This window comes from Serratia surfactantfaciens, from assembly GCF_001642805.2.
GTDB lineage: Bacteria > Pseudomonadota > Gammaproteobacteria > Enterobacterales > Enterobacteriaceae > Serratia > Serratia surfactantfaciens.
On sequence record NZ_CP016948.1, the window covers coordinates 3415214 to 3441084 of the forward strand.

General features: G+C 58.9%; 20 protein-coding genes. 2 read left to right on the forward strand and 18 right to left on the reverse strand.

The window, feature by feature from the left end; all coding sequences use genetic code 11:
• Positions 1-29: 29 nt before the first annotated feature.
• From ATE40_RS16130 to rpsB, 18 genes are all read right to left on the reverse strand, one after another.
• A complete protein-coding gene (locus tag ATE40_RS16130) occupies positions 30-2174 on the reverse strand; it encodes a lysine decarboxylase LdcC (RefSeq protein WP_063917928.1) in 2145 nt (714 codons plus the stop codon).
• Positions 2175-2285: 111 nt separating this feature from the next.
• Positions 2286-3245 (reverse strand): acetyl-CoA carboxylase carboxyl transferase subunit alpha, encoded by a 960-nt coding sequence (gene accA, locus ATE40_RS16135; protein WP_019455765.1) that lies wholly within the window; start codon positions 3243-3245, stop codon positions 2286-2288.
• 12 nt (positions 3246-3257) lie between these two features.
• A complete protein-coding gene (dnaE, locus tag ATE40_RS16140) occupies positions 3258-6746 on the reverse strand; it encodes a DNA polymerase III subunit alpha (RefSeq protein ID WP_019455764.1) in 3489 nt (1162 codons plus the stop codon).
• An 82-nt stretch (positions 6747-6828) separates the two neighbouring features.
• Complete coding sequence (gene rnhB, locus ATE40_RS16145; protein ID WP_019455763.1) at positions 6829-7422, reverse strand: ribonuclease HII; 594 nt, start codon at positions 7420-7422, stop codon at positions 6829-6831.
• Positions 7419-8567, reverse strand: coding sequence for a lipid-A-disaccharide synthase (gene lpxB, locus ATE40_RS16150; RefSeq protein WP_063917929.1), 1149 nt, complete (start codon positions 8565-8567; stop codon positions 7419-7421). The genes rnhB and lpxB overlap by 4 nt, the downstream gene beginning before the upstream one ends.
• Before the next feature lie 3 nt (positions 8568-8570).
• Entirely contained in the window at positions 8571-9359 is a 789-nt protein-coding gene (gene lpxA / locus ATE40_RS16155) for an acyl-ACP--UDP-N-acetylglucosamine O-acyltransferase (protein ID WP_063917930.1), read from the reverse strand.
• Positions 9360-9362: 3 nt separating this feature from the next.
• On the reverse strand, positions 9363-9818 hold the full coding sequence (fabZ, locus tag ATE40_RS16160) for a 3-hydroxyacyl-ACP dehydratase FabZ (RefSeq protein WP_004931962.1): 456 nt from the start codon (positions 9816-9818) through the stop codon (positions 9363-9365).
• A 160-nt stretch (positions 9819-9978) separates the two neighbouring features.
• The gene (gene lpxD / locus ATE40_RS16165) at positions 9979-11001 is read right to left on the reverse strand and encodes a UDP-3-O-(3-hydroxymyristoyl)glucosamine N-acyltransferase (protein WP_025160243.1); all 1023 of its coding nucleotides are present in this window, start codon (positions 10999-11001) and stop codon (positions 9979-9981) included.
• Between the two features lie 3 nt (positions 11002-11004).
• A complete protein-coding gene (gene skp, locus ATE40_RS16170; RefSeq protein WP_004931958.1) occupies positions 11005-11502 on the reverse strand; it encodes a molecular chaperone Skp in 498 nt (165 codons plus the stop codon).
• 156 nt (positions 11503-11658) lie between these two features.
• Positions 11659-14085 (reverse strand): outer membrane protein assembly factor BamA, encoded by a 2427-nt coding sequence (bamA, locus tag ATE40_RS16175; protein WP_019455759.1) that lies wholly within the window; start codon positions 14083-14085, stop codon positions 11659-11661.
• Positions 14086-14120: 35 nt separating this feature from the next.
• A complete protein-coding gene (gene rseP, locus ATE40_RS16180; protein WP_063917999.1) occupies positions 14121-15476 on the reverse strand; it encodes a sigma E protease regulator RseP in 1356 nt (451 codons plus the stop codon).
• A gap of 27 nt (positions 15477-15503) precedes the next feature.
• Positions 15504-16346, reverse strand: coding sequence for a phosphatidate cytidylyltransferase (gene cdsA, locus ATE40_RS16185; protein WP_019455757.1), 843 nt, complete (start codon positions 16344-16346; stop codon positions 15504-15506).
• 9 nt (positions 16347-16355) lie between these two features.
• On the reverse strand, positions 16356-17114 hold the full coding sequence (gene ispU / locus ATE40_RS16190) for a (2E,6E)-farnesyl-diphosphate-specific ditrans,polycis-undecaprenyl-diphosphate synthase (RefSeq protein WP_063917931.1): 759 nt from the start codon (positions 17112-17114) through the stop codon (positions 16356-16358).
• A gap of 277 nt (positions 17115-17391) precedes the next feature.
• Positions 17392-18588 carry a 1-deoxy-D-xylulose-5-phosphate reductoisomerase gene (ispC, locus tag ATE40_RS16195; protein ID WP_063917932.1) on the reverse strand — a complete coding sequence of 399 codons (1197 nt, stop codon included), beginning with the start codon at positions 18586-18588 and terminating at the stop codon, positions 17392-17394.
• A gap of 157 nt (positions 18589-18745) precedes the next feature.
• On the reverse strand, positions 18746-19303 hold the full coding sequence (gene frr / locus ATE40_RS16200) for a ribosome recycling factor (protein ID WP_025160240.1): 558 nt from the start codon (positions 19301-19303) through the stop codon (positions 18746-18748).
• A gap of 119 nt (positions 19304-19422) precedes the next feature.
• Complete coding sequence (gene pyrH, locus ATE40_RS16205; protein ID WP_004931940.1) at positions 19423-20148, reverse strand: UMP kinase; 726 nt, start codon at positions 20146-20148, stop codon at positions 19423-19425.
• Between the two features lie 148 nt (positions 20149-20296).
• A complete protein-coding gene (gene tsf / locus ATE40_RS16210; RefSeq protein WP_004931939.1) occupies positions 20297-21148 on the reverse strand; it encodes a translation elongation factor Ts in 852 nt (283 codons plus the stop codon).
• 129 nt (positions 21149-21277) lie between these two features.
• Positions 21278-22003 carry a 30S ribosomal protein S2 gene (gene rpsB, locus ATE40_RS16215; RefSeq protein WP_004931937.1) on the reverse strand — a complete coding sequence of 242 codons (726 nt, stop codon included), beginning with the start codon at positions 22001-22003 and terminating at the stop codon, positions 21278-21280.
• 345 nt (positions 22004-22348) lie between these two features.
• Here rpsB and map point away from each other — a divergent pair, with 345 nt between their 5' ends.
• Both map and glnD read left to right on the forward strand, forming a co-directional pair.
• A complete protein-coding gene (gene map / locus ATE40_RS16220) occupies positions 22349-23143 on the forward strand; it encodes a type I methionyl aminopeptidase (protein WP_004931936.1) in 795 nt (264 codons plus the stop codon).
• A gap of 73 nt (positions 23144-23216) precedes the next feature.
• Positions 23217-25871, forward strand: a complete 2655-nt coding sequence (gene glnD, locus ATE40_RS16225) for a bifunctional uridylyltransferase/uridylyl-removing protein GlnD (protein WP_063917933.1) — start codon at positions 23217-23219, stop codon at positions 25869-25871.

A 25871-nucleotide genomic window follows, 5' to 3' on the forward strand; every position in this document is an offset into this window, starting at 1 on the left:
CTTGCCAAACCGCCGGGCGCATTATGCCATTATGGCTGCGGCGCTTTCAGCACCTTCACCAGATAACGCCCGTCTTCCGTCAGTTTGGCACCGTGGATGTCGGTTTCAAAGCCGGGGTAACGCTCGCCGATCGAACACAGCATCAGCAGGAAATCGAGTACCGCCCTGCTCTCTTCGGTGATCATTTCCCCCGGCATCACCAGCGGCACGCCCGGCGGATAAGGCAGGATCATATTGGCCGCCACCTTGCCCACCAACTGATCCAGCTCGCAAGTTTCCACATTGCCGCGCACCTGCTCCTGGAACATCTGGTGCGGCGTCAGCTTCATTTCCGGCAGCACGTCGAACGCCCGCTGCATCAGGCGTGGCAGATCGTGTTGGCAGATCAGGCGATGGATGCCGGCGGCCAGATCCTGAATGCGCATATGGCGATAAAAATCCGGATCTTCGGCATACAGATCCGGCAGCATGTTCTTCACCCGCAGGTTGAGATCGTAGGCGCGCTTGAAATCGGTCAGCCCGCGCAGCAGGCTCATCGCCTTGGTTTTATCGATGCCGATGCTGAACAGGAACAGCAGGTTGTAAGGCCCGGTCTTCTCCACCACGATGCCGCGCTCGTCGAGGTACTTCGCCACCAGCGCCGCCGGGATCCCCTCCTCCTCCAGCGCGCCCAGCTCGTTCATGCCCGGCGTGAGGATCGTCACCTTGATCGGATCAAGATACATATGATCGCGATCGGTCTGGCCGAAACCGTGCCAGTTGTCGTCGGGATCCAGCGGCCAGCACTGCGCCTCATCGATCTCTTCCGGCTGCCAGATATCGAAGAACCAGCTGTCGCTCTCCTCGCGCAGCCGCTGTACTTCACGGCGGAAATGCAACGCGCGCTCCACCGAACGGTTGATCAAACGCCGCCCCGGGTTGCCGCGCAGCATGGCGGCAGCGGTCTCCATCGACGCCACGATGCCGTAGTGCGGCGAAGTGGTGGTGTGCATCATGTAGGCTTCGTTGAAAGTGCTTTCGTTGTAGTCGCCCTTGATATGAATCATCGAAGCCTGCGAGAAGGCCGCCAGCAGCTTGTGCGTCGACTGGGTTTCGTAAATCACCTTACCGGGCACCCGCTCGCCGCTCATGCCGCTTTTGCCGTCGTAAATCGGGTGGAAGTTGGTGTAAGGCACCCAAGCGGAATCGAAGTGGATCGACGGCACCTCCAGCGTCTGCTTGATGTAGTCGGTGTTGTACAGCAGGCCGTCATAGGTGGAATTGGTGATCACCGCGTGTACCGGCCAGGTGGCGTTCTGGGTCTCCTGCACCCGGGCGGCGATGCTGGCGCGGGTGAACTCGCGCTGCGGAATACCGCCGAGGATGCCGTAGGCGTTGCGCAGCGGGCGCAGGTAGATCGGCACGATATCGCTCATCATCAGCAGGTGGCACAGCGATTTGTGGCAGTTACGGTCGATCAGCACCGTGCTGCCCGCCGGCGCCGAATACATGCCGACGATCTTGTTGGCGGTGGAGGTGCCGTTGGTGACCAGATAGCTCTGCTCGGCGTTGAAGGTGCGCGCGATATACTCTTCGGCCTCGAGGTGCGGGCCGGTGTGATCCAGCAGCGAGCCGAGCTCGGTGACCGAAATCGAAATGTCGGCCTTCAGGGTATTGGCGCCGAAGAAGTCATAGAACAGGCAGCCCACTGGGCTTTTCTGGAACGCGGTGCCGGCCATGTGGCCCGGCGTGCAGAACGTGTACTTGCCTTCGCGCACGTAGTTGAACAGCGCCTTGGTCAGCGGCGGCGTAATGGTGTCGATGTATTCCGCCGTGTACTGCTGGATGCGCTGCGCGATATCGTCCGCCGCATTCAGACCGTACTCGAAGAAATAGAGCACCATGCGCATTTCATGCAGGCTGACGTCGAAGGTGGAGTGGGTATTGATAAAGGCGTACAGCGGCAGGTATTCGTTCAGCTCGTTGATCTCGCTGCACAGCTCCAGGCTGTAGTCGTCCCAGTCGAAGATCACCCCGCAGATGCGGGCGTTGGCTTCGATCAGTTTCAGCAGGTCACCGCTGTTTTTAGGATACACCAGCTGGAATCCCATGGCGGCCAGCGCAGCGTGGAGCTCGCGAATCGGCTCATCTTTGTAGTAGACGCCCGTCGGGCCCATGATGGCGATGATATTCATCGGCAGCTCCTGTCAGTTAACGGCCAAGTCTCTATAACACCACGAAAATCCGGCGGTGTGTAGCCAAAAAAAAACCGCCCGAAGGCGGTTTCTTGCAGCGAACAACAGAACTCAGCAATAGCCGTAGTTCATCAGACGCTGATAGCGACGGTTGAGCAACTCTTCGTCGTTCAGACCGTCCAGATCTTTCAGGTCGGCCAACAGCTGCGCTTTCAGCGCGGCCGCCATCGCCGGCACGTCGCGGTGCGCGGAACCCAGCGGCTCCGGGATCACCGAGTCGATCAACTTCAGTTCTTTCAGACGCGGCGCAGTGATGCCCATCGCTTCTGCGGCCAGCGGCGCCTTGTCGGCGCTCTTCCACAGGATGGAGGCGCAGCCTTCCGGCGAAATCACCGAATAGGTGCTGTACTGCAGCATGTTCACCTTGTCGCCCACGCCGATCGCCAGCGCGCCGCCGGAGCCGCCTTCGCCGATGACGGTGCAGATGACCGGGATGTTCAGGCGCGACATCTCGCGCAGGTTGCGCGCGATGGCTTCGGACTGGCCACGTTCTTCCGCACCCACGCCCGGATAAGCGCCCGGGGTATCGATAAAGGTAATGAGCGGCATCTTGAAGCGTGCGGCCATTTCCATCAGGCGCAGCGCCTTACGGTAGCCTTCCGGCGCCGGCATGCCGAAGTTGCGGCGGATCTTCTCTTTGGTTTCGCGGCCTTTCTGGTGCCCGATGATCATCACCGGGCGGCCATCCAGGCGCGCAATGCCGCCGACGATCGCTTTGTCGTCGGCGTAAGCGCGATCGCCCGCCAACTCTTCGAAGTCGGTAAAGATGTGTTTGATATAATCCAGGGTATAAGGACGGCGCGGGTGGCGTGCCAATTGGGCAATCTGCCAAGCCCCAAGATCGGCAAAAATCTTGCGCGTCAGCTCAACGCTCTTTTCACGCAGGCGCTGAACCTCTTCGTCCAGATTAATATCTAATTTTTCGTCTTGACGGCTGACTGCAGTCAGCGAGTCAATTTTCGCTTCCAGCTCTGCAATCGGCTGTTCAAAATCAAGAAAATTCAGACTCATAGCATTCCTATTTTAGTCAAATTCCAAGTCCACCTGCTCATTGCCTACCAACGTCCGCAAGTCTATCAACAAGCGGTCGGTGGGCGTCACGCGCCAGGTTGCGCCAAAACGCAGCTTGGCTCGCGCATCTTCCCGTTGATAGTAGAGATGCACTGGAATCGTCCCCGAGCGATGGGGTTCCAACGACTGACGGAGACGGTTCAAAAGCTGGTCATCAATTTGCCTGTCAGTCAGCGAGATAGCAAGCCCGCGAGCATATTTTTCCCGGGCTTCACTGATGTCCATTACCTCGCGGGCCATCATTTTAAGCCCGCCGCTAAAGTCATCAAAGCTGACCTGTCCACTGGCGATAAGGATACGGTCTTTTTCCAACAAATGCTGGTATTTTTCTAACGCTTCGGTGAATAGCATCACTTCCAGACGGCCCGAACGGTCATCCAGCGTACAGATGCCGATGCGGTTGCCGCGCTTGGTCACCATCACCCGCGCGGCGACCACCAGCCCGACGGCGGTAGTCATTTTGCCCCGGTCCGTCGGGTGCATGTCTTTCAAACGCTGGCCACCGGCGTAACGTTCGATCTCCTTCAGGTACTGGGTGATCGGGTGGCCGGTGAGGTACAGCCCCAGCGTCTCCCGTTCACCGTCCAGCACCACCTGCTCCGGCCAGGGCGCGATATTGGCGTAGGATTGCTCCACCTGCTCCGGCGCTTCCGCCAGCACGCCAAACATATCCACCTGGCCGATAGCTTCGGCTTTCGCATGCTGATCCGCCGCTTTCAACGCATCGCCAAGCGAATTCATCAGCGCGGCGCGGTGCGGCCCAAGGCGATCGAACGCCCCGGACATGATCAGTTTTTCCAGAATGCGGCGGTTCAGTTTCTTGATGTCGGAGCGCGCGCACAGGTCGAACAGGTCTTTGAAGTAACCTTGCTCACCGCTGTTGCGCGCCTCGATAATCGCCTCGATCGGCCCTTCCCCCACGCCCTTGATGGCGCCGATGCCGTAAACGATCTCGCCGTCGTCGTTAACGTGGAAGTGATAAAGGCCGCTGTTGATGTCCGGCGGCAGGATCTTCAGCCCCATACGCCAACATTCGTCCACCAGCCCCACCACTTTGTCGGTGTTGTCCATATCGGCGGTCATTACCGCCGCCATAAACTCGGCTGGGTAGTGCGCCTTCAGCCACAGCGTCTGGTAAGAGACCAGCGCATAGGCGGCGGAGTGCGATTTGTTAAAGCCGTAACCGGCGAATTTCTCCACCAGATCGAAGATTTTCACCGACAGTTCGCCGTCGATGCCGCGCGATTTCGCGCCGTCTTCAAAGCCGCCGCGCTGCTTGGCCATTTCGACCGGGTTCTTTTTACCCATCGCACGACGCAGCATGTCTGCGCCGCCCAAGGTATAGCCCGCCAGCACCTGGGCAATCTGCATCACCTGCTCCTGATACAGGATGATGCCGTAGGTCGGTTCCAGTACCGGCTTGAGCGACTCGTGCTGCCACTGGATATCCGGGTAGGAGATCTCTTCGCGGCCGTGCTTGCGGTCGATGAAGTTATCTACCATGCCCGACTGCAGCGGCCCCGGGCGGAACAGCGCTACCAGTGCGATCATGTCTTCGAAGCAGTCGGGCTTCAGACGTTTGATCAGGTCTTTCATGCCGCGCGATTCAAGCTGGAACACCGCCGTGGTTTCCGAGCGCTGCAGCATGTCGAAGCTTTTCTTGTCGTCGAGCGGAATGGCGGCGATGTCGATCGGTTCCAGCCCGGTCTTGGCGCGCCGGGCGTTGATCATCTCCAGCGCCCAGTCGATGATGGTCAGGGTACGCAGACCGAGGAAGTCGAACTTCACCAGCCCAGCGTATTCCACGTCGTTCTTGTCGAACTGGGTCACCGGGTGGTGCCCTTCGGCGTCGCAGTACAGCGGCGCGAAGTCGGTGATCTTGGTCGGCGCGATCACCACGCCACCGGCGTGTTTACCAGCGTTGCGCGTTACCCCTTCCAGCTTGCGCGCCATGTCGATCAGCGCCTTGACCTCTTCGTCGGCCTCGTAAATTTCAGGCAGCTGCGGTTCGGCGGCGAAGGCTTTTTCCAGCGTCATGCCCGGATCCGGCGGCACCAGCTTGGAGATGCGATCGACGAAACCGTACGGGTGCCCCAGCACCCGGCCCACGTCGCGGATAACCGCTTTCGCCGCCATGGTACCGAAGGTGATGATCTGCGATACCGCTTCGCGGCCGTACATCTCCGCCACGTGCTCTATCACCTGATCGCGCTTCTCCATGCAGAAGTCGACGTCGAAGTCGGGCATCGAAACACGTTCCGGGTTCAGAAAGCGTTCAAACAGCAGGTCGAACTCCAACGGATCGAGGTCGGTGATTTTCAACGCATAGGCCACCAGCGAACCGGCGCCGGAGCCGCGCCCCGGGCCAACCGGCACATTGTTGTCCTTCGACCACTGGATAAACTCCATCACGATCAGGAAGTAGCCGGGGAACCCCATCTGGTTGATCACCTTCAGCTCGACGTCCAGACGCTCGTCGTATTCCGGGCGGCGCTGCGCGCGCACTTCAGGATCGGGGAACAGGAACTCCAGACGCTCTTCCAGCCCCTCTTTCGATTTGAGCACCAGGAAGTCCTCGGTGCTCATATCGCCGGTCGGGAACTGCGGCAGGAAGTATTCGCCAAGGCGAATGGTGACGTTGCAGCGCTTGGCGATTTCGACGCTGTTCAGCAGCGCTTCCGGGATGTCGGCGAACAGTTCGCACATCTCGTCTTCGCTGCGCATGTATTGCTGCGGGCTGTAGTTGCGCGGCCGCTTGGGATCGTCCAGCGTGAAGCCGTCGTGGATGGCGACGCGAATCTCATGGGCGTCGAAGTCATCTTCCACCAGGAAGCGCACGTCGTTGGTGGCCACCACCGGCAAACCGCGCTCGGTGGCCAGCGCCACCGCCGCATGCAGGTAGTTCTCTTCGTCCGGGCGGCCGGTACGGATCAGTTCCAGGTAGTAACAGTCAGGGAAGTGCTGCTGGTAGAAGTCCAGGCACTGATCCACCTGCGCCTGGTTGCCGCGCAGCAGAAACTTGCCGACGTCGCCCTGGCGCGCACCGGAGAGCAGGATCAGCCCTTCGCGGTGTTCGATCAGCCAGTCGCGATCGATGGTCGGGCCGGCGGCGCCATAGCCACGCTGATAGGCGCGGGAAATCAGCAGCGTCAGGTTCTGGTAGCCTTCATTGTTGCTGGCCAGCACCGTCAACTGAGCCAGTTCATCGCCCAGCTCTTCGCTTTGCACATGGAAATCCGCACCGATGATCGGTTTGATCCCGGCGCCGTGCGCGCTGCCGTAAAATTTCACCAGCCCGCACAGGTTGGTGAAATCGGTGATTGCCAGAGCAGGCATGGCTAACGCGGCAGCTCTTTTCACCAGCGGCGCCGTCTTGGCCAATCCATCAATCATGGAGTAGTCGCTGTGGACGCGCAGGTGAATAAAACGAGGTTCGGCCATCTCCAGATACCTGATTGAAGGGGTTCAGCAGGCTGAACCCGGGTTAATGCTATCGTCGGGCCTGGTCAATCAGGCCCGCAGACTACAGCGCCAGCGCCCTTTTCACCGGCGCGAAGCTGCGGCGGTGATGCTCGGTGGCGCCCAGCGCGGCCAGCCGCTCCAGGTGGAAGGCGGTCGGGTAGCCTTTATGTTGCGCGAAACCGTAATCCGGGAACTCGCTGTCCAGCTCGGCCATTTCGCGATCGCGCGTGACCTTCGCCAGAATGGACGCCGCGCTGATCTCCGCCACCCGGCTGTCGCCCTTCACCACCGCCTGCGAACGCATCGGCAGACTCGGGCAACGGTTACCGTCGATTAAAACCATGTCCGGCGCGATATGCAACCCTGCCACCGCGCGCTGCATCGCCAGCATCGTCGCATGCAAAATATTCAACTGGTCGATTTCCGCCGGCTCGGCGCGGCCCAGGCTCCAGGAGAGCGCTTTGGCGACGATTTCGTCATACAGCGCCAAACGGCGTTTTTCACTGAGTTTCTTGGAGTCCGCCAGACCGACGATCGGCTGCGCCGGATCGAGGATCACGGCGGCGGTGACCACCGCGCCGACCAACGGGCCGCGGCCCACTTCGTCCACACCGGCAATCAGCGTGGCAGCGGGATAGATAAAGGGTTCAATCATGCTTTCGCCAGCTCCAACACAGCCTGAGCGGCCTGTTCGTCCGCACCGCAACGGATGCTTTGGTGCAAGGTAAGGAAAGTCTGTTTCAGCGCTTCGGTTTGCGGGCTCTCTTCCAGCAGCGGCATCACGGCGGCGGCCAGTTTGTCCGGCACGCAGTCATGCTGCAGCAGCTCGGTGACGATCTCGCGCCCCGCCAACAGATTCGGCAGCGAAACGTAAGGCGTTTTCACCAGCTTCTGCGCCAGCCAGAAAGTGAACGGTTTCATGCGATACCCCACCACCATCGGACACTTGGCCAGCATGCACTCCAGCGCCGCGGTGCCGGACGCCAGCAGCGCCGCGTCGCTGGCGATCATCGCTTCACGTCCCTGGCCGTTCAGCAGGTGTACGGTCAGATCCGGCGCTACTTCGGCCTTAATGCGCTCAAACTGCTCGCGCCGTTTGGCATTGACCAGCGGCACCACCACTTCCAGCTCGGGATAACGCGTGCGCAGCAGCTGCGCGGTTTTGAGGAAGTCGGCGCTCAGCATCTCGACTTCGGCGCCGCGGCTGCCCGGCAACAAGGCCAGACAGCGCGCCTGCGGAGCGATGCCAAGCTGGGCGCGTGCCGCCAGCCGATCCGGCTGCAACGGCATGGCGTCCGCCATGGTGTGGCCGATAAAGCGGCAAGGCACGTTGAAACGATCGTAAAACGCTTTTTCGAAAGGGAGAAAGGCCAGCACCAGATCGGTGGCTTTGCCAATTTTGAAAACGCGCTTTTGCCGCCAGGCCCATACGGATGGGCTGACGTAATGGATGGTGCGAATGCCGCGCTGCTTGAGGCGGCCTTCCAGCGTGATGTTGAAGTCCGGCGCGTCGATGCCGACAAACACGTCCGGCCGCAGCTCGCTGAAGCGGCGAGTGAGATCTTTGCGGATCTTCAACAGGCGTGGCAAGCGCTCGAGCACTTCCACCACGCCCATAACCGCCAGCTCTTCCATTTCGTACCAGGCTTCACACCCTTCGGCCTGCATCAGCGGGCCGGCGACGCCAACGAAACGCGCGTCGGGGATCTGCGCCTTGAGCGCGCGGATCAAGCCGGCGCCGAGAATGTCACCGGAGGTTTCTCCGGCGACCAATCCGATAGTCAATGGACGATTCGACATAACTCAGCGAATGATGCCACGGGTGGAACGGGTGAAGAAATCGAGGTACTGCTGCACCACCGGCTGCTCTTTAGCCAGGGCTTCAATTTCCGCTTTCGCTTCATCCAGCGTTTTCTCGCTGCGGTAAAGGATTTTGTAGGCGTTGCGAATCGCCTGCATTTCATCCTTGTCAAAACCGCGACGCTTCAGGCCGACCGCGTTGACGCCAAATGGCGTTGCGTGGTTGCCCTGAGCGATGACGAACGGAGGCACATCCTGAGCGACGCCGGAACAACCGCCTACCATCACATGCGCACCGATAATGCAGAACTGGTGGATCGCGGTCATGCCGCCGATGATGGCGTGATCGTCGATTTCCACATGCCCTGCCAGCGTGGCGTTGTTGGCCAGCACGCAAGAATTGCCGACCACGCAGTCGTGGGCGACGTGCACGTTGACCATCAGCAGGTTGTCATTACCCACTTTGGTCAGGCCGGTGCCCTGCGCGGTGCCGCGGTGAATGGTGACGCTTTCGCGGATGCGGTTGCGATCGCCCACTTCCACACGCGTCGGCTCGCCCGCGTATTTCAGATCCTGATTCACTTCGCCGATGGAGGCGAACTGATAAATCTGATTATCGCGGCCAATCTTGGTAATGCCGTTTACCACCACGTGGGATTTCAACACCGTGCCGGCGCCGATTTCCACCTGGGAGCCGACGTAGCAGAAAGGGCCGATATGCACGTTGGCGCCGATCACGGCGCCTTCTTCGACTATCGCGCTTGGATGGATAAAGGCGGTTTGGTCAATCACGGATTAAGCCTCCCGGCTGCGGGCACACATCATGGTTGCTTCGCAGACAATTTTACCGTCAACGGTCGCCACGCCTTTGAAGCGAGTCAGACCGCGGCGCGTTTTCTCGAAGGTGACTTCCATGACCATCTGATCGCCTGGCACCACAGGGCGCTTGAAGCGTGCTTCGTCGATACCGGCGAAGTAATACAGCTCGCCCGGCTCCAGTTTGCCGACGCTTTTAAACGCCAGGATACCGGTGGCCTGCGCCATGGCTTCCAGGATCAATACGCCTGGGAAAATCGGTTTGCCAGGGAAGTGGCCCTGGAAAAACGGTTCATTCACCGATACGTTCTTCACCGCACGCAGATATTTGTGCTCTTCAAACTCGAGGACGCGGTCGACCAGCAAGAACGGGTAACGGTGAGGAAGCAGATCCAAAATTTCTGCAATATCCAGAGTATGAGTGTCAGTAGTCAAAATACTCTTCCTGTCTCTAAAAACTGATGGCATCAACAACACGGCCTGCGCTGACCCCAAAAGGAGATCATCATGCAGGCCGCAAATTAACATCTCTTTGCGCTTTTGGTCTCACGACCAACGCGTTTCGTTTTGTACCCGCCGGGGCGGGCGGCAATGACTAGTCTTTTCCGACTTTACGTTCGACAGCTTTCAAGCGCTTGCTGATCTCATCGATATTCATTACCAACGCAGCGGTTTTACGCCAAACCTTGTTAGGCTGCAACGGAATGCCCGAAGAGTATACCCCAGGTTCGGTGATTGGTCGCATAACCATTCCCATTCCGGTAACAACAACCTTGTCGGCAATCTCCATGTGACCGTTGATCACGCTGGCGCCGCCGATCTGGCAGTAGCGGCCGATTTTCAGACTGCCGGCCATGATCACACCGCCGGCGACGGCGGTATTGTCGCCAATCACGACGTTATGTGCAATCTGGCATTGGTTGTCGATGATAACACCATTCCCGATTTGGGTGTTATCCAAAGCGCCGCGGTCAATGGTGGTGCAAGCGCCGATTTCGACGCGATCGCCGATAATCACCGTGCCCAACTGAGGAATTTTGATCCACTCGCCGCGCTCGTTCGCATAGCCGAAACCGTCTGCGCCGATCACCGTTCCGGACTGGATCAGGCAGCGCTGGCCGATTTCGACCGCATGATAAATCGTGACGTTCGCCCACAGACGCGTTCCCGCACCGATGCGTGCGTGTTTGCCGATGAAGCAGCCCGGGCCGATAACCACGTTATCGCCAAGCACCGCACCCGACTCGATCACCGCGTTCGCCCCAATGGCGACGTTCTGCCCCAGCTGCGCTTCAGGCGAGATAACCGCGCTTGGCGCGATATCCTGGGCCGGCGACGGCGTGGTGTCCATCAGCTGCGCCATGCGCGCATAGGTCAGGTAAGGGTTCTTAACCACCAGCGCCGCACTGCGGCAGTGTGGTAAATCCGCTTCGGTAAGCACCACGGCGCTTGCCTGGCAGGAAGACAGCTGCTCTTGGTAGCGGCTGTTTGACAAAAACGTGATTTGGCCAGGCTGTGCCGAATGCATAGAAGCAATGCCGGTGATGACGAGATCGCCATCACCGTGCAATTGTGCATCCAACTGCTGCGCTAAATCAGCCAGTCGAATTGAAAGCATGTGTTATTTAACCTGTTTCAGCACGTCAGCAGTGATGTCTTTGGAAGAGTCTGCATAGGCAACGGCGTTGGCGTCGATCACCACGTCATAACCGCCTTTGCTCGCGACAGACTTCACCGCGTCCTGGATGCGGCTCAGGATCTTGTTACGCTCTTCCATCTGGCGACGACGGTTGTCCTGCTCGAAAGCCTGAGCTTTCTGAGAGAACTGCTCGCGCTGCGCCATCACGTCTTTTTCCAACTTGCTGCGGTCGCTGGCTTTCATGGTAGCGCCGTCACGCTGCAGACGTTGCATTTTGGTCTGCAGGCTACGTTCCATGTTCTGGAGTTCGCTTGCACGGCCTTTAAACTCGTTTTCCAGCTGTTTAGCGACCGCTTCGCGGGCCGGCAGCTGTTGGAAAATGCTGGAGACGTTAACGACAGCGATCTTATCTGCTGCCTGAACGCCAGCTGAAGCAGCCATTGCTAAACCGAGGCCTGCGGCACACAACCACTTTTTCACTATAAACTCCTTACCATCACCCATTTGTGTCATATGACACTGAAGTACACAATTTGCCAGACTTGTCCCACCAAACAATGAGAATCATCTCCCTCTGCCGGCGGGCGCCTGGCCATTGCGATTCTTAATAACTGTTATGCCCAGAGGCGAGACCCGTTACCAGGTCTTACCGATGTTAAACTGGAACTGTTCGGACTTGTCGCCTTCGTATTTCTTGATCGGGTTGGCGTAAGAGAACACCAACGGCCCCAGCGGCGACATCCACTGCAGCGCGATACCGGCTGAGGAACGAATATTGCTGGCCTTGCTGTAGTCCGGCACGCCATACATCAGCGTTTCGTTGGTATTCTTCCACTTGGTATCCCACACGGTACCCGCATCGATGAACAGCGACGTGCGCACCGAGTTGGCGTACTTCTCGCTGATGAACGGCGTCGGGGTGATCAGCTCCAGGCTGGCGACCGCCATGGCGTTACCGCCCACCGCGTCATCCGAGCTACAGATGCTCTGACGATCGGTCGTGCTGCCGGCGTTGAACTGGCACTGGTACGAGTTGGAGTTGTAATACACCGCCTTCGGACCGATGGTATTGGACTGGAAGCCGCGCACGGTGCTTGAACCACCGGCGTAGAAGTTCTCATAGAACGGCATTTCCTTGCCGCCCAGCCCATCCGCGTAACCCAGACGTCCGCGACCCAACAGCACCCAGGTGCGGTCGTCGTTGATCGGCACGTACTGTACGCTGTCCAGCGTCACCTTGTAGTATTCGTTGTCCGAACCCGGAATGGTGACCTTGCCGTTCAACGTGGTGCGGTTGCCCGAGGTCGGGAAGTAGCCGCGGTCCAGGTTGTTGTAGGTCCAACCCAGGTTCAGGGTGAAGTCGTCCGTCGAGTAGCTGGCGCGGTCGGTTTTGTTCGCATCCACGCCCATCGAGTCGAGATAACGCCACATGGCGATCTGCGGCTGCATGTTCGACAGGCCGTTGTGGACATAGCCCAGACCGGTGCGCAACGAGTTGTTTTCGTTGATCGGGAAGCCCAGCGTGCCGTCAACACCATAACTCTTGTTGGTGTAGTCGGACAGGTCCGCGTTATCCGCTTTAAAGTCGTTGTAGAATACGCGGCCACCCAGGCTCACACCGTCAACGGTGAAGTACGGGTTGGTGACCGAGAATTCGGTATAGGTCTGGTAGTCGTTCTTGGTGCCGCTGATGCCGACCGAGTAGCCGGTACCCAACCAGTTGTCCTGCTGCACGCCGGCCTGGAAGCTGACGCCGCTCTCGGTGCCGTAACCGACGCCGAAGTTAAAGGTACCGGTGTTGCGCTCTTTCACCTTGTAGGTCACGTCAACCTGATCGGCGGTGCCCGGCACGCGCTGGGTTTCCACGTCAACCGTTTCGAAGTAACCCAAGCGGTTCAGACGCTCTTTACCCTGCTCGACCTGCTCGTTGCCGAGCCAGGCACCTTCCATCTGGCGCATTTCGCGGCGCAGTACGGAATCCTTGCTGGTGTCGTTGCCTTCGAACTTGATGCGGCGCACGTAGAAGCGGTTGCCCGCGTCGACGTTGACGTGCAGCTTGACAGTTTTATCCGCGTCGTTGATCTCCGGCTGAGTGCCGACGCGCGGGTAGGCGTAACCATAACGGCCCAACATCGTTTTGATGTTGTCTTCCATTTTGGTCACCTTGCTGCCGTTGTACAGCTCGCCCGGTTCGATTTTGGTGATCTGCGCGACTTCCGCCGAGTGACCGGCCAGGTTGCCGTTTACCACGACATCGGAAAGCTTGTACTGATCGCCTTCGGTGATGTTGATGGTGATGTAGATGCCTTTTTTATCCGGCGTCAGACTCACCTGGGTAGAATCGATGTTGAAACGGGCATAGCCGCGATCCAGATAGAAGCTGCGCAGGGTTTCGAGATCGCCCGCCAGTTTCTGCTTCTGGTATTTGCGATCGCCGACCAGGTTCCACCACGGCACTTCGTCACGCAGCTGGAAGCGCGAGATCAGTTCGTCATTGGTGAAGGCATGGTTGCCGACGATATTGATTTGTTGAATCTTGGCGGAGACCCCTTCCGTGAACACCAGTTTCAGGTCGACACGGTTACGCGGCAACGGCGTGACCACGGCTTTCACCGAGGCGCTGTATTTACCGACGCTGTAGTAGAAGTCTTCCAGCCCTTTTTCAATGCTGGAGATCGTGGTGCGGTCGAGCGCCTCGCCCACCCGGACGCCGGAGGCTTCCAGGTTCTGCTTGAGCATGTCATCCTTCACCGACTTGTTGCCGGAGAAAGTGATGCTGGCGATGGTAGGACGTTCCTTCACCTGAACGATCAGGGTATTACCATCGCGCAGTACGCGCACGTCCTCGAAGTTGCCGGTGGCAAACAAGGCACGGATGGTATTACTGATGTCATCGTCAGTGACGGTATCGCCGACGCGAACCGGCATGTTGAGTAACGCCGCACCGACGGCGACTCGCTGCAGGCCTTCGAAATGAATGTCTTTCACTACGAACCCGTCTGCACCGTATACGGTGGCGCTGCCAAACAGCAGCGACGCTATGAGCAACTTTTTCATCGCCATCGTTGTTATGCGTTCTTCCTAACCTATCCCCGCCCCTAGAGGCGGGAAAAATCATTGAAAAGTGCAAGACCCATCAACAACACCAGCACGATCGAACCTATGCGGTAGCTGTAGTCCTGTACTCGCTCGGAAACCGGCCCACCCTTCAGCTTTTCTATCGCCAGGAAGAGGAGATGCCCACCATCTAACACCGGTAATGGGAACAGGTTGATGATACCCAGGTTGACGCTAATCAACGCCAGGAACATCAGATAATACACGAACCCGACTCCGGCTGATGCCCCTGCTCCCTGTGCAATCGAGATCGGGCCACTCAGGTTGTTCAGCTTTACATCACCGGTTATTAATTTGCCCAGCATGTTGACCGTCAGCCGCATCAGCTGCCAGGTCTTGTCGCCGGCCTGATACAGCGCCGAGAACGGTCCATACTGACGAATCGTCTTATACTCGTCCGGCAGCGGCAGCACTTTTGGAATGATGCCTGCAAACCCCACCGATTTGTCTTTTCCCACCGGCTTTGTATCCGGTATCAGCGTCAAAGACAAGGGGGCGCCGTTTCTTTCAATCTCCAAAGCCAACGGTTGGCCCGGGCCATCGTGAATACGCTTCACCAGCGTCTGCCAACGACCCAGCGGCTGACCATCGACTTTAACGATCCTGTCCCCCGCTTGTAAACCCGCCTTTTGCGCCGCCGAGTTCGACTGCACTTCCGCCAGCACGGATTCAATCTGCGGGCCGCGCGGCATAATGCCCAGCGCGACAACGGGATCCTGCTTGTCCGGTTCAAAGTTCCACTGGCGCAGATCCAGAGTTTTGGTCACCACCTGCGACGAGCCGAACGGCGCGACGCCGACTTCGGTTTGCGCATCGCCAATCTTCGCCACCAGCGCCAGGCGAACTGACTCCCAATCAGGCGTTTCGATGCCGTCAACCGACTTTAGTTCCATGCCAGACGAAATTTCGGCCCTGGCGGCGATCGACTGCGGCGCGATTTCGCCTATCACCGGACGGAAACTCGGCACGCCGATGATGAACACCAGCCAGTAGGCAAGGATAGCAAACAGGAAGTTGGCGATGGGGCCGGCGCTGATGATAGCCGCGCGCTGCCAGACGGTTTTGTTGTTGAAGGCCTGGTGGCGCATTTCCGGCGCCACCGACTCCACGCGCTCGTCCAGCATCTTCACGTAACCGCCGAGCGGAATCAGCGCGATAACGTACTCGGTGCCCTGACGATCGGTGCGGCGCCACAGCGCCCGGCCGAAACCGATGGAGAAGCGTTCAACGCGCACGCCGCAACGACGGGCAACCCAAAAGTGTCCGAACTCGTGCACGGTAATCAAGATACCGAGCGCAATCAGAAACGCCACCAGGTTCCAAAGCACGCTGACCATCATCCCTCACTTTCCGTCATCGACGGATTAAAACACCAACAGCATCAGGCAGGCAAACACCGGCACCGCCGCAGTCAGGCTATCGATACGATCCAGTATGCCGCCATGACCGGGGATCAAATGACCGCTGTCCTTGATGCCCGCTTCGCGTTTGAACATGCTTTCGGTCAAATCGCCCAGCACCGAAGCCAACGCGGCAAGCACCGAGCAGGCAAGCAAGGTGGTCGGCACCACGTTCAACGGCGCATAGCGGCCGAACAGCCAGGAAATGACCGCCGACGTCAACAGCCCGCCGATCAGCCCCTCCCAGGTTTTGCCCGGCGAGACCTTAGGCGCCAGCTTGTGCTTGCCGAACAGTTTGCCGAACATGTAGGCACCGGAATCCGCGCCCCACACCAGCAGCATCACGTACAGCAGCCACCAGGCGCCGGTAAACGGGTTTTGCTCGTAGCCGAACTGGCGCAGCGCCAGCATGCCCCAGAAGAAAGGCACGATGGTCAGCAGGCCAAACAACAGGCGCAGCGGGCGCGAATTGCGCCAGATAGCGGCCGAGCCGGGATAGAACAGCACCAGCAGCAGCGCCGCCAGCCACCAGGCCAGCGACAACCACAGCGAGCCGCTTATCTGCGGCACGGATTGGTGGTAAGCGGGGACGCTGATCATCATCAGCGCCAGCAGAAAACCGCACAGCATCGCCAACCAGATACGCTGCGAACGGGAGGTAAAACCGGCCAGTTGGCCCCACTCCCAGGCTGCTAACATGCACACGACGAGCGTTACCAGCGCAAAGGCCAGCGGCGGCAGCAGGAACAGCGCCGCGATAACGATCGGGATTAAAATCAGAGCAGTTATGAGGCGATACTTCAGCAAAAGTTCTCCCTAGGACGCATCGGCGCCGATAGGTGTGGTTCCCCCGAAGCGGCGCTCACGTTGTGCAAATGCATTCAGCGCACCTTCAAAGACAAGTTCATCGAAATCAGGCCAGAGTACATCAGTAAAGTAAAGTTCAGCATAGGCGATTTGCCACAGCAGGAAGTTACTGATGCGATGTTCACCGCCGGTGCGGATAACCAGATCCACCGGCGCCAGGTCGCTCATGCAAACCCGATCGCTCAATAATTCCTCGCTGATCTGATCCGGGCGCAACTCCCCTACCCGCACCTGTTCGGCCAGCTCTCTTACTCCCTGAATGATATCCCAACGGCCACCGTAGTTGGCAGCGATATTGAGCGTCAGGCCATCGTTATTTTCCGTCAGTGCTTCAGAGCGGCGGATCCGCTCTTGCAAACGCGCGCTGAACCGGCTGATATCGCCGATCACCCGCAGCCTGACGTTATGTTTATGCAGGCTTTTTACTTCACTATCCAAGGCGCGGACAAAAAGCTCCATCAGTGCGGAGACTTCCTGCACCGGACGGTTCCAGTTTTCGCTGCTGAAGGCATAAAGCGTGAGTGCATCTAAATGGTTGCTGGCGGCAAAGCTGACCGCGCGGCGAACCGATTTCACCCCTGCTTTATGACCGAAGACACGTAACTTGCCCTGACGTTTGGCCCAGCGTCCGTTACCGTCCATGATAATGGCGACATGGCGCGGCCCCGGGGAAGATGGATTAGCCTCTTGTTGGTTTGCGGACGACATAACTCGTACTTATTTCCTCAATAGAAATATAACTGCCTTTCCGGAACATCAGGCCCTTGCGCGCAAAAAAAGCCGTGTGCCCGACACGGCTTTCAGCCTGCCCTCGCGATGCCCGGCGCGGCCGGGCCGCTATTGACGCACAGGGCGCCAATCGGGCCATAATTCAACGGTATAACCGCTGACAGGTGGCGCAGACTATACCACCTCAGCGGGGCATGAACAAACGGCCCCGCTGCGGCACACGTGAATTACGAGCAAAATCGGATAATCGCCGTGCTCAGTTGCACAACGCGCGAACACGTTCCTCGGCGGCGGCGCGCGCCTGACGGTCAATGTCTAAGACCGCTTCGATGCACGTCGGTTCCTGCAACGCCAGACGCTCGACCACCTGGCGGTTGACCGCCGCGATGTCGGTAAAGCGAATCTGCTGCTGCAAAAATGCCGCCACGGCGATTTCGTTGGCCGCGTTCAGCGCGGTAGTCGCCGCCTGGCCGGCGTCGAACGCTTCGACAGCCAGGTACAGACAAGGATAACGTTCACGCTCCGGTTCGGAGAAGGTCAGCGAACCGATACGGCAGAAGTCCAGCGCTTCCACGCCGGAGTTCACGCGCTGCGGATACGCCATCGCATGGGCGATCGGCGTGCGCATATCCGGCGTACCCAACTGCGCCAGCACGCTGCCGTCGGCATAACGCACCATCGAGTGAATCACCGACTGCGGGTGCAGGATCACTTCCATTTGCTCGGCCGAGGCGTTAAACAGCCAGCGGGCCTCAATGTATTCCAGACCTTTGTTCATCATGGTGGCGGAATCCACCGAGATCTTGCGGCCCATCGACCAGTTCGGGTGGGCGCAGGCTTGATCCGGGGTCATCGCGGCGAACTGCTCCAGCGGCGTGGTGCGGAACGGGCCGCCGGAGCCGGTAAGCACGATGCGCGACACACCATGACTGTCCAGTGAAGAGTATCCCAACTGACGCTGAATGCTCTCAGGCAAACTCTGAAAAATCGCGTTGTGCTCGCTGTCGAGCGGCAGCAGTTGCGCCTGGCTTTGCCGCACCGCGTCCATAAACAGACGGCCGCAGGTGACCAGCGACTCCTTGTTGGCCAGCAGTACCTGCTTGCCCGCGCGGATCGCCGCCAGCGTCGGCAGCAGCCCCGCGGCGCCAACGATCGCCGCCGTCACTTGATCGACGTCATCCAACGCGGCCAGTTCGCAGGCCGCTTGTTCTCCGGCCAAGACTTCGGTAGCGACGCCGTTTTCCGCCAGGATGACGCGCAGCTCGCGCGCAGCGCTTTCATCCGCCATCGCGGCAAAGGCGGGCCGGAATTCCATGCATTGCTGCGCCATGACCGCAACGTTGCGGCCGGCCACCAGTGCTTTGATCGCAAAACGGTCGGGATTCGCCCTGACCACGGCCAGGGTGCTGGTCCCTACCGAGCCGGTCGAGCCAAGAATGGTCAGTTGCTTCATGAGTTCACTCTGAATAACTGTCTGATGAGATCGGAGGTGCTCCAGTGTGGAACCTTGGACAACGCTTGTCCATGATCTTTCAGTACGATGAAACGGGATCTGCGCCACAAAAAACAAAGCGCCGCCCAGGCGACGCTTTTTTTCTGCGCGATGCTGATTAGAATTCCATCAGCTCTTTTTCTTTCTCCGCCAGCGCGGCGTCGACCAGTTTGATGTAAGCGTCGGTCATTTTCTGAATCTCGTCTTGCGAACGACGCTCTTCGTCTTCGCTGATCTCTTTGTCTTTCAGCAGCGCCTTGACCTTGTCGTTGGCGTCGCGGCGCACGTTGCGCACCGCCACACGGCCCTGCTCGGCTTCGCCGCGCACGATCTTGATCAGATCCTTACGACGCTCTTCGGTCAGCGGAGGCAACGGAACGCGAATGTCGGAACCGGCGGAAGACGGGTTGAGGCCCAGATCGGAACTCATGATCGCTTTTTCAACCGCCTGGCTCAGGCTGCGATCGAACACGTTGATTTTCAGCGTGCGGGAGTCTTCCACGGTCACGTTGGCCAGCTGACGCAGCGGGGTAGCGGCGCCGTAGTATTCCACCATGATGCCGTCCAGAATGCTTGGAGAAGCGCGGCCGGTGCGGATCTTGCTGATTTGGTTTTTGAATGCTTCTACGCTTTTTTCCATGCGTGAATCAGCATCTTTTCTGATTTCATTAGTCACGTTGCAAACCCTTGGAAGCTGGTTACTTGGCAGGCGATACTCAAGTATAGCCCGTAATCGTACTCGGAGAGCGCGCGGCGCCTGGCGTCACGCGCTCCGAAAAAGGGGTGTGAACAGCCTTATTTGCTGATCAGCGTACCTTCGTTCTCACCCATCACCACGCGGCGCAGCGCGCCAGGCTTGTTCATGTTGAACACGCGGATCGGCAGACCGTGATCGCGGGCCAGCGTAAACGCCGCCAGATCCATCACTTTCAGCTCGCGCTCCAGCACGTCCTGATAGGTTAATTGTTCATACAGCGTCGCATCCGGGTTCTTCACCGGATCGGCGGAGTATACGCCATCCACTTTGGTGGCTTTCAGCACCACGTCCGCTTCGATCTCGATGCCGCGCAGGCAAGCGGCGGAGTCGGTGGTGAAGAACGGGTTGCCGGTACCGGCGGAGAAGATCACCACGCGGTTGTTGCGCAGCAGGCTGATAGCCTCTGCCCAGCTGTAATTATCACATACGCCGTTCAGCGGGATCGCTGACATCAGGCGGGCGTTCACATAGGCACGGTGCAGTGCATCACGCATAGCCAGGCCGTTCATCACGGTAGCCAGCATTCCCATGTGGTCGCCCACTACGCGGTTCATGCCGGCCTGCGCCAGGCCCGCGCCGCGGAACAAGTTCCCGCCGCCAATAACTACACCTACCTGAATTCCCAGTTCGACCAGCTCTTTCACTTCCTGAGCCATGCGATCCAAAACGCTGGCGTCGATACCAAAACCTTCTGCACCTTGCAGGGCTTCGCCACTCAGTTTAAGCAGAATACGCTGATATACGGGTTTTGCATTGGTTGCCATGGTGTTCTGTCCTAAGAAGCAGTATTAGTATTGGGGATTTCAGCCGATGAAACGCGCCTGGGGTGAATATCACGCCGCAGGGCCTGCCACCGGTGTAATTCTGGCTGGATAGTATGGAACCGCCAGACGGCGGTTCCATCGACAGTCATTAAGACTGTTTGCTCATCGCGGCAACTTCAGCAGCGAAGTCGGTTTCGACTTTCTCGATGCCTTCGCCCACTTCGAAGCGAATGAAGTTGGTCACGTCAGCGTTGTGCTCTTTCAGCACCTGAGCAACAGACTTGCTCGGATCCATAACGAAAGGCTGACCGGTCAGAGAAACTTCGCCGGTGAATTTCTTCATGCGGCCTTCAACCATTTTCTCTGCGATTTCTTTCGGCTTGCCGGACTGCATGGCGATGTCCAACTGAACCTGGTACTCTTTTTCTACCACTTCAGCAGACACGTCTTCTGGCTTCACGAACTCTGGCTTGCTCGCCGCAACGTGCATTGCGATTTGCTTAACCAGCTCTTCGTCAGCGCCTTTAGCCGCAACCAGAACGCCGATACGCGCGCCGTGCAGGTAGCTGCCCAGCACTTCGCCTTCCAGGGAAGCAACGCGACGAATGTTGATGTTTTCGCCGATTTTTGCCACCAGCGCTACGCGCTCTTCTTCGAACTGTGCTTTCAGCACGTCAACGTCAGTGATTTTGCCGGCCATAGCGGCATCCAGCACTTTGTCGGCGAACGCCTGGAAACCGGCGTCTTTTGCTACGAAGTCAGTCTGGCAGTTAACTTCCAGAATGATGCCGTAGTTGCCTTCGATCTTGGTTTTGATCACGCCGTCAGCAGCCACGTTGCCTGCTTTTTTAGCGGCTTTGATCGCACCGGACTTACGCATGTTTTCGATTGCCAGCTCGATGTCGCCGTTGGATTCAACCAGCGCCTTCTTGCAATCCATCATGCCAGCGCCGGTACGCTCGCGCAGTTCTTTTACCAGGGCAGCGGTAATATCAGCCATTTATTTTTCCTCGGTTATCTCGCGTGGAGACAGTTCTCATTCAGATAAGCAAAGGGGGCCTTTACAGGCCCCCCTAACCAACATATGTCAATACCTGGTTAATAAGGGCTCAGTGACGAGCTTGCCTTATTATTCAGCTTCTACGAAGCCTTCTTCCGCCTGAACGGCCAGATCTTGAGAACGACCTTCACGCACAGCGGCAGCAACGGCAGTCAGGTACAGGTTTACTGCACGGATTGCATCGTCGTTACCAGGGATGATGAAGTCAACGCCGTCTGGGTTAGAGTTGGTATCAACGATAGAGAATACCGGGATACCCAGGTTGTTGGCTTCTTTGATCGCGATGTGTTCGTGATCGGCATCGATAACGAACAGTGCGTCTGGCAGGCCGCCCATGTCTTTGATACCGCCCAGGGAGTTTTCCAGCTTGGCCAGTTCACGAGTGCGCATCAGCGCTTCTTTCTTGGTCAGCTTGTCCAGGGTGCCGTCTTGAGACTGGATTTCCAGATCTTTCAAACGTTTGATGGACTGACGAACGGTTTTCCAGTTAGTCAGCATGCCGCCCAACCAGCGGTGGTTCACGAAGAACTGGTCACAGCTGTTAGCAGCGTCTTTTACCGCTTCGCTTGCTGCGCGCTTGGTACCAACGAACAGGATCTTGCCTTTACGGGAAGAGATCTTGGTCAGTTCAGCCAGAGCGGCGTTGAACATTGGTACGGTCTGCTCCAGGTTGATGATGTGAACCTTGTTACGAGCGCCGAAGATGAAAGGCTTCATTTTCGGGTTCCAGTAACGGGTCTGGTGACCGAAGTGAACACCAGCCTTGAGCATGTCGCGCATGGAAACAGTTGCCATGATTAAACCTCTATAGATTAATTGGGGTTATGCCTCCACGTATCCCATAACGCCGACCCTGGCGGCGACAAGTCACCTCAGGGCACCCCGGCGGATGTGCCGATACGTGTGTGTTATTTACACAAAATGAGTGCAGTTAAAGTATTTTCGGCCAATTCCTGCCTGGTCACAAGAACCAAGACACGGATCGCCGGCGCGCTTTATACCATAAACCCGCTGCCGACACCAACTTTTGTTGCTTTGCGCCGCGCGCCGGGAAATGAAATTTGGCAGCCCCCGGCCGGGCTGATACCATAAGTCACTGCTTCTTATTGTCGACGATAACGACACCTGCGGACGAATTTCATGGCAATCTCAATTAAAACACCTGATGACATCCAAAAAATGCGCGTGGCAGGCCGCCTGGCCGCCGAAGTGCTGGAGATCATCGAGCCGCACGTCAAACCTGGCGTGACCACCGGCGAACTGGACCGTATCTGTCACGAGTACATCACCAACGAACAGCAGGCCATTTCCGCCTGCCTCGGCTACCACGGCTTCCCGAAATCCGTGTGCATCTCGGTGAACGAAGTGGTGTGCCACGGCATCCCGAGCGACGACAAAACGCTGAAAGACGGCGACATCGTCAACATCGACGTGACCGTAATTAAAGACGGTTTCCACGGCGACACCTCGAAGATGTTCATCGTCGGCAAACCGACAATTCTGGGCGAGCGTCTGTGCCGCGTCACGCAAGAGAGCCTGTACCTGGCGCTGAAGATGGTCAAGCCGGGCATCCGCCTGCGCACCCTGGGCAAGGCTATCCAGCAATTCGTCGAAGCCGAGAAATTCTCGGTGGTGCGCGAGTACTGCGGCCACGGCATCGGTGAAGTGTTCCACGAAGAGCCGCAGGTGCTGCACTATGACGCCGACGACGGCGGTGTGGTGCTGCAGGCGGGCATGGCCTTCACCATCGAACCGATGGTCAACGCCGGCGATTACCGCATCCGCACCATGAAAGACGGTTGGACGGTAAAAACCAAAGATCGCAGCTTGTCGGCGCAGTATGAGCATACTATTGTGGTCACTGATAACGGCTGCGAGATAATGACGTTGCGCAAGGATGACACCATCCCCAACATCATTACGCACGAGATGTAAGCACCGCGGCGCACGCCGCGTGCAGAATGTCACCAGGCCGGCTTATGCCGGCCTTTTTTATGGGCTGCGCACTATGTCTGACAATCTCCTTCAAACGGCCGCGCCGATGCCGCCCGCCTCTCCCAGCGTCTACGGCGACGACGATCTCACCTGCCTGGTGCTGAAACAGCGGCTGGAGCAGTTCCAGCTGTGGCTGGCGGCGGCGTTCGACGCCGGCTCCAGCGCCGAAAGCCTGGTGGCGGCGCGCAGCGACTTCATCGATCGCCTGCTGCGCCGGCTGTGGACGTTTTACGGCTTCGAAGATATCCCGGAAACCGCGCTGGTGGCGGTCGGCGGCTATGGCCGCGGCGAGCTGCATCCGCTGTCGGATATCGACGTGCTGGTGCTCAGCCAGCGCCGACTGACGGAGCAACAGTCGCAACGGGTCGGCGAGTTCATCACCCTGCTGTGGGATCTCAAGCTGGAAGTGGGCCACAGCGTGCGCACCCTGGAAGAGTGCCTGTTGGAAGGGCTGGCGGATCTGACCGTGGCCACCAACCTGATCGAATCGCGCATGATCTGCGGCGACGTCGCGCTGTTCCTGCAGATGCAAAAGCATATCTTCAGCGACGGCTTCTGGCCTTCGCCGCAGTTTTTCCACGCCAAGATCAACGAACAGCAAGAGCGCCACCAGCGCTACCACGGCACCAGCTATAACCTGGAGCCGGATATCAAAAGCAGCCCCGGCGGCCTGCGCGATATCCACACGCTGCTGTGGGTGGCGCGTCGTCACTTCGGCGCCACCTCGCTGGACGAAATGGTCGGCTTCGGTTTCCTCACCCAGGCCGAGCGCAACGAGCTGAACGAGTGCCAAAGCTTCCTGTGGCGCATCCGTTTCGCGCTGCACCTGGTGCTGCCGCGTTACGACAACCGTCTGCTGTTCGATCGTCAGCTCAGCGTAGCGCAGCTGCTGCGCTACGAAGGTGAAGGCAACGAGCCGGTCGAGCGCATGATGAAAGACTTCTACCGCATGACGCGCCGCGTCAGCGAGTTGAACCACATGCTGCTGCAGCTGTTCGACGAAGCCATCCTGGCGCTGGACGCCACCGAAAAGCCGCGCCCGCTGAACGACGATTTCCAGCTGCGCGGCGATCTGATCGACCTGCGCGACGAAACGCTGTTTATCCGTGAGCCGCAAGCCATCATGCGCATGTTCTACCTGATGGTACGCAACCGCGAGATCAAGGGCATTTATTCCACCACCGTGCGCCAGTTGCGCCACGCGCGCCGCCACCTGAAACAGCCGCTGTGCACCATCCCGGAAGCGCGCGATCTGTTTATGGCCATCCTGCGCCATCCCGGCGCGGTGTCGCGCGCGCTGGTGCCGATGCACCGTCACAGCGTGCTGTGGGCCTACATGCCGCAATGGGGCAAGATTGTCGGGCAGATGCAGTTCGACCTGTTCCATGCCTATACCGTCGACGAACACACCATCCGCGTGCTGCAGAAGCTGGAGAGCTTCGCCGAGCCTGAAACCCGGCCGCGCCATCCGCTGTGCGTGGAGCTGTACCCGCGCCTGCCGCACCCGGAACTGCTGCTGCTGGCGGCCTTGTTCCACGATATCGCCAAAGGGCGCGGCGGCGATCACTCGATCCTCGGCGCGGAAGACGTGGTGGAGTTCGCCGAACTGCACGGCCTCAACTCGCGCGAAACTCAGCTGGTGGCCTGGCTGGTGCGCTGCCACCTGCTGATGTCAGTCACCGCGCAGCGCCGCGATATTCAGGATCCGACGGTGATCCAGCAGTTCAGCAGCGAAGTGCAGAGCGAGACCCGCCTGCGCTATCTGGTGTGTCTGACGGTGGCGGATATCTGCGCCACCAACGAAACCCTGTGGAACAGCTGGAAACAGAGCCTGTTGCGCGAGCTGTATTTCGCCACCGAGAAGCAGCTGCGCCGCGGCATGCAAAACAGCCCGGATCTACGCGAACGCGTGCGCCACCACCGCCTGCAGGCGCTGGCGCTGCTGCGCATGGACAACATCGACGAAGAGGCGCTGCACCGTATCTGGAGCCGCTGCCGCGCCGACTATTTCCTGCGTCACTCGCCGAATCAGCTGGCCTGGCACGCCCGCCATCTTCTGGCCCACGACTCCACCCAGCCGCTGGTGCTAGTCAGCCGCCAGGCGACGCGCGGCGGCACCGAGATCTTCATCTGGAGCCCGGATCGCCCTTACCTGTTCGCCGCCGTCGCCGGAGAGATGGATCGCCGTAACCTGAGCGTGCACGACGCGCAGATCTTCACCAACCGCGACGGCATGGCGATGGACACCTTTATCGTGCTGGAGCCGGACGGCAGCCCGCTGGCGCAAGATCGCCACGCGGCGATCCGCCAGGCGCTGCTGCAGGCCATCACCCAGCGGGAGTACCAGCCGCCGCGCGTGCGCCGGCCATCTTCCAAGCTGCGCCACTTCAGCGTGCCGACCGAAGTCACCTTCCTGCCGACCCACACCGATCGCCGCAGCTACCTGGAGCTGACCGCGCTCGACCAACCCGGCCTGTTGGCGCGGGTGGGCGAAGTGTTCGCCGATCTGGGGCTGTCGCTGCACGGCGCGCGCATTTCAACCATCGGCGAGCGGGTCGAGGATTTGTTTATCCTGGCCGACGGCGAGCGGCGCGCACTCGACCAAGAAACGCGCAGAAAGTTGGAGCAACGGTTGACAGAGGCCCTCACCCCAAACGATAAAATGTGA

What these genes read in the sequence shown, in the direction of transcription:
- ATE40_RS16130 (WP_063917928.1), bottom strand. Translation starts at nt 2,174, where the DNA reads ATGAATATCATCGCCATCATGGGCCCGACGGGCGTCTACTACAAAGAT.
- accA (WP_019455765.1), bottom strand. Translation starts at nt 3,245, where the DNA reads ATGAGTCTGAATTTTCTTGATTTTGAACAGCCGATTGCAGAGCTGGAA.
- dnaE (WP_019455764.1), bottom strand. Translation starts at nt 6,746, where the DNA reads ATGGCCGAACCTCGTTTTATTCACCTGCGCGTCCACAGCGACTACTCC.
- rnhB (WP_019455763.1), bottom strand. Translation starts at nt 7,422, where the DNA reads ATGATTGAACCCTTTATCTATCCCGCTGCCACGCTGATTGCCGGTGTG.
- lpxB (WP_063917929.1), bottom strand. Translation starts at nt 8,567, where the DNA reads ATGTCGAATCGTCCATTGACTATCGGATTGGTCGCCGGAGAAACCTCC.
- lpxD (WP_025160243.1), bottom strand. Translation starts at nt 11,001, where the DNA reads ATGCTTTCAATTCGACTGGCTGATTTAGCGCAGCAGTTGGATGCACAA.
- bamA (WP_019455759.1), bottom strand. Translation starts at nt 14,085, where the DNA reads ATGGCGATGAAAAAGTTGCTCATAGCGTCGCTGCTGTTTGGCAGCGCC.
- rseP (WP_063917999.1), bottom strand. Translation starts at nt 15,476, where the DNA reads ATGGTCAGCGTGCTTTGGAACCTGGTGGCGTTTCTGATTGCGCTCGGT.
- ispU (WP_063917931.1), bottom strand. Translation starts at nt 17,114, where the DNA reads ATGTCGTCCGCAAACCAACAAGAGGCTAATCCATCTTCCCCGGGGCCG.
- ispC (WP_063917932.1), bottom strand. Translation starts at nt 18,588, where the DNA reads ATGAAGCAACTGACCATTCTTGGCTCGACCGGCTCGGTAGGGACCAGC.
- pyrH (WP_004931940.1), bottom strand. Translation starts at nt 20,148, where the DNA reads ATGGCAACCAATGCAAAACCCGTATATCAGCGTATTCTGCTTAAACTG.
- tsf (WP_004931939.1), bottom strand. Translation starts at nt 21,148, where the DNA reads ATGGCTGATATTACCGCTGCCCTGGTAAAAGAACTGCGCGAGCGTACC.
- rpsB (WP_004931937.1), bottom strand. Translation starts at nt 22,003, where the DNA reads ATGGCAACTGTTTCCATGCGCGACATGCTCAAGGCTGGTGTTCACTTC.
- map (WP_004931936.1), top strand. Translation starts at nt 22,349, where the DNA reads ATGGCAATCTCAATTAAAACACCTGATGACATCCAAAAAATGCGCGTG.
- glnD (WP_063917933.1), top strand. Translation starts at nt 23,217, where the DNA reads ATGTCTGACAATCTCCTTCAAACGGCCGCGCCGATGCCGCCCGCCTCT.